5 protein-coding genes are annotated in these 3,632 nt (G+C 44.2%); all 5 read left to right on the top strand.

What is annotated here, in order from left to right:
- Nucleotides 1–818, top strand: an 818-nt coding sequence (locus tag ABCM86_RS13910) for an FtsK/SpoIIIE domain-containing protein (protein ID WP_343004195.1), incomplete at its 5' end; no start/stop codon positions are given.
- A gap of 544 nt (nt 819–1,362) precedes the next feature.
- Complete coding sequence (locus tag ABCM86_RS13915) at nt 1,363–1,764, top strand: hypothetical protein (protein ID WP_343004196.1); 402 nt, start codon at nt 1,363–1,365, stop codon at nt 1,762–1,764.
- A complete protein-coding gene (locus ABCM86_RS13920; protein ID WP_343004197.1) occupies nt 1,748–2,026 on the top strand; it encodes a hypothetical protein in 279 nt (92 codons plus the stop codon). Before ABCM86_RS13915 ends, ABCM86_RS13920 begins: the two co-directional genes overlap by 17 nt.
- Before the next feature lie 89 nt (nt 2,027–2,115).
- On the top strand, nt 2,116–3,180 hold the full coding sequence (locus ABCM86_RS13925) for a replication initiation factor domain-containing protein (RefSeq protein WP_343004198.1): 1,065 nt from the start codon (nt 2,116–2,118) through the stop codon (nt 3,178–3,180).
- Nucleotides 3,180–3,632 (top strand): hypothetical protein (locus tag ABCM86_RS13930; protein ID WP_343004199.1); only part of this gene is annotated, 453 nt, incomplete at its 3' end. The genes ABCM86_RS13925 and ABCM86_RS13930, both read left to right, overlap by 1 nt.

The following is a 3,632-nucleotide window of genomic DNA, read 5'->3' on the forward strand; positions in this document are numbered from 1 at the left end:
TCTTTATGCTCGAAGACGTGGCTTCTGATAAGCGCTTAGACGTGGGGTCTGTTATCTCTTCCACGGTGCCTTTTAAGATTGTTCTGCAGAAAGGTTTAACTGTCGATTTTGAAAAGTCTCCAGGTCTCGGCTTGTTTGGTAAGTCGGGGGCAGGTAAGACAACAACGCTTCTTTCTTTCCTTGCTCAATTCTTGGCAGGTGGCTCCCAGGTTTACCTGGTGGACGGTAAGAACGAGCTTCAGGCTCTTTCTAACGTCCTACAACGTGCCTCTGGAGTCTCTGACGTCCTTTCTATGCTTGGCTATGTTGTAGCTCAAATGGAGCAAAGAGAGGACTTTCTAGGCAAAGAGGGAGCACGTCAGGGACGTCTAGGGCTGAAAGCTAGTGAGGTGGGGCTCATTCCGTTGGTGGTCGCTATCGATGAGCTCGGCGCTCTCGTAGCTTCTGCAGGAACAAAAGAAAAAGCGCAGCTAGTCGCTTTGCTTACTCAAATAGCCTTAAAGGGTCGCTCAAGTGGTGTTATTCTTGTAGTCGCTTCGCAGTTTGCTAGCGTTGATACTATCCCGAATGCCGTGAGGTCGCAACTATCGACAAAAATTCTTCTCGGCTCTGCACCTGCTGAACTGGTGCGAATGGTCTTCCCAACGTCTAGCCCTGGGGCTCGGTCTGCTCGTCAGTTCGAGGGCTTTGTCTATGTAGATGGACAGCGAGGACGTGAGCCTGGACGGTACCAGGTTCCAGAACTCGGAAAATTAGCAGATGTTTCTAAATGGGGCAGATTTGTAACATATTACGACACGGAAAGGGCACTTGTCTAGACCCTTTACAAGTGGGCCTGGCAGGTAGGCTTATGACCGCCAGCCGAAAGGCTGAAAGACTTTCGGGGGTTGGTCTGCCTAGACCGTCGCCAGGGGGTTCCCGCTTGTAGAAGGGTGCCCGATACGGGGGAAACCCGAAAAATGGGCTTTCTGTGAAATCTGCGTTTTAGAGAGCTTTTAGGGGTATTGTACCAGGGAGAAAACAAGCGAAAATAAAGCTGATTTTCCTTGTCTTCTACAAGAAAATGAAAAATGGAGTGATGGGGTATTTACGTCCATTTGCGCAAAAAAAAAAGACGTATAATAAGACTAGTAGGAAGAAACTAGCTTACCTTGACGTTACTTTTTAAAAGTGCTAAAATTAAGAAAGCATTACCAAAGAAAAAAGAAAAAGGACGTCTTATCGCCGGCAAGCTGATTTAAACGTCCTCATCTAATTCTTATAAAATTCTATCAGAAAAGGCCGAAAAGGTCAAGCGGTTAGATTAAATAAGAAATAAGACGAGGGCGCTTCCTAGATAATTATCTGGAGGTGCCTTTTACTTTGGCAAATACTAATAAAAATAACGATTGGAAGACGTTTCTTCCTACTCAAACAAACTCAAAAGAAAGTTTTACTTTAATTGTGCAGTATCCTGGAACAACTCCAGTACAGTACTTTCCCAAATTGAAAAATCCTGATGGCTCGAATGTGATCGGCGAGGACGGACGTCCGAAGCGTTCACAAGAGCCACAAGGCTGGACGTATGTTCTCACACATTTTGGAACTGGTGACCGTGTAAGGGTTGTTTTCGATAAAAAGTATGAGCTAAGCCCAGGAGCTCTATATGAGCTTCAAGGGTCAGGCTATCACTTTAGCCGAGACCATTCTTACTACTTGGACGAGCTCGAAGCTCTTTCTGTTGCTCATAATTTTGGAGGTAATCGAAATGATGGCAACAAGTAAAGACGGCTGGTGCAACAAGTCAGACGCTGAGATTTTGAATAGTCTGAGAGATTGGGTTTTGAGATGTGATTTGAAGTATAGCAAACGTGAAGCCTTGAAGAAGATTGATTCTGCTTTTGCTTTGTGGGGTGGCGCTGAATACGTGGCAGCGGTGCACCTGCTAGATGAAAATGAGGTGTATTTCTCGAAAGAGGACTGGCCTTATTATGCTTTAGGAATTGAGATTTTGAAGGCTAGACAATACACGCATTTTTATGAATAACGAGGAACTACAGGGGAGCCCGAAAGGGCGAACCTGTAGCCCCCGTACTGATAGTTATGGGGGGTTCAGATACAAAAGGGAGTTTTTAGATGGAAAATAAGAGAAAATTAAGTGTCGATTATCTGAACATTGTTTTTAAGTTTGAAACCGATGTTTTCAAAGAGGGCGGTACTATCCGTTATAGATTTGCCGAGTTTTTGGGCTTGGATTTAGACGATTTAGACGGAGCTGGTGGAGTTTATGGGTATGAAGCTAGCAGGCGAGGAAATGGGGTCTTAGTGGCTTGGCGAGAGGGTGAAACTGTGCTCTATTCGTTTTCAGGTTCTGCGTGTGCTAATTTCGGATTTAGCGAGAAAGAAAACCTTAAGCGCATTTTAGAATATGTTCAAGTTTTTGGGTGGGTGTCACGTATTGATATAGCGTTAGACGTTGCTGATAATACTCTGTTTGAGTTGGATTATTTCATCAAAAAGCTTGAAGCGTTGGAATTTACTAGCAAAAAGCGCCGTTTTAACGTGATTTCGGAGAAAGACGGGGCTGGTCATCTTGTTGGTCAAACTGTTTACCTTGGAAATAGTCGGGCTGATGCAGGGTCTAAAGGTAATATCTATCTGCGTGCTTATCGTAAGGATTTAGAGCTTAAAAACAAGGGGGCTAAAACACCAACTTGGGCGCAAGGCTCTGAAAGTATTGAACGTTTTGAGATTTCTATCGGTGGCAAGAAAAAAACTGAAGCAGTTGTCTCTGAAATACTTGCAGATGATGGAAGTATAGAGCAGGTTCATTCTCGATTATTGGCTAATTTGATAACTTTTAGAATTGCTGATAAATCTGATGGAAATAAAAGCCGATGGGATATAGATGAGAAGTGGCTCGCATTTCTGCAGGGGGCGGAAGCCTTGCAGATCAGCGAGGCACAAACTAAAACAATTTTTAGTATGTTGGACTGGATGAATAAATCTGTCCTTCCCTCTTTGGCTTTTATTTCTGAACTGTCAAAAGAGAAAAAGATAGATTTTTTTAGAATTTTGAAAGAAGCAGTTAACGAGAAAGGGGGCGACTTGTCAGCACGTCAAGAAAAAATGATGAAAGAGTTGAAAGACGTGAAATCTGATAACTTTAGAAGCCTTTTAAAAAGTCATTTGGAGGGTTGATGAGAAAGTTTGAACTAGTTGATGGCTCTTTCCAGGAGCTGGGCGCTTCTAAGTGGCGCACCTGGTGGAGTCGGTGGGGCTATTACAAGCGCTTTGGAGTCCTGAAAGGGTGGAAGCTCCTGAAACTCCGTGAAGCTCTAACCCGTGCTTTTTTAGACGTGCAGTCAGTAAATCCAATGCTTAAGACCTCTCTTGTTGGTGTTCCTTGGGTCGAAGTCCTCGGAACTGATGGGGGGTTAGAAGTCAAAATAGAAAGATTACCAGGGCTTGATGAAGATGAAAAACTTGCTGAACTTATTTCAGTAGCTTCAAGAAAAGACTGGGAAGCCTTTGAGGTGGTGGACTTTTGGCGAGAGCCTGGGGGCGTCTATTCTGTCTTTATGCTCGAAGACGTGGCTTCTGATAAGCGCTTAGACGTGGGGTCTGTTATCTCTTCCACGGTGCCTTTTAAG

The sequence above is a fragment of the Clostridium sp. 2218st1_F5_2218SCRN_220325 genome, from assembly GCF_039062665.1.
Lineage (GTDB): Bacteria > Bacillota > Clostridia > Peptostreptococcales > Peptostreptococcaceae > Intestinibacter.

Coding starts and splice junctions, on each gene's coding strand:
- ABCM86_RS13920 (WP_343004197.1), top strand. CDS start 1,748: ATGATGGCAACAAGTAAAGACGGCTGGTGCAACAAGTCAGACGCTGAG.
- ABCM86_RS13925 (WP_343004198.1), top strand. CDS start 2,116: ATGGAAAATAAGAGAAAATTAAGTGTCGATTATCTGAACATTGTTTTT.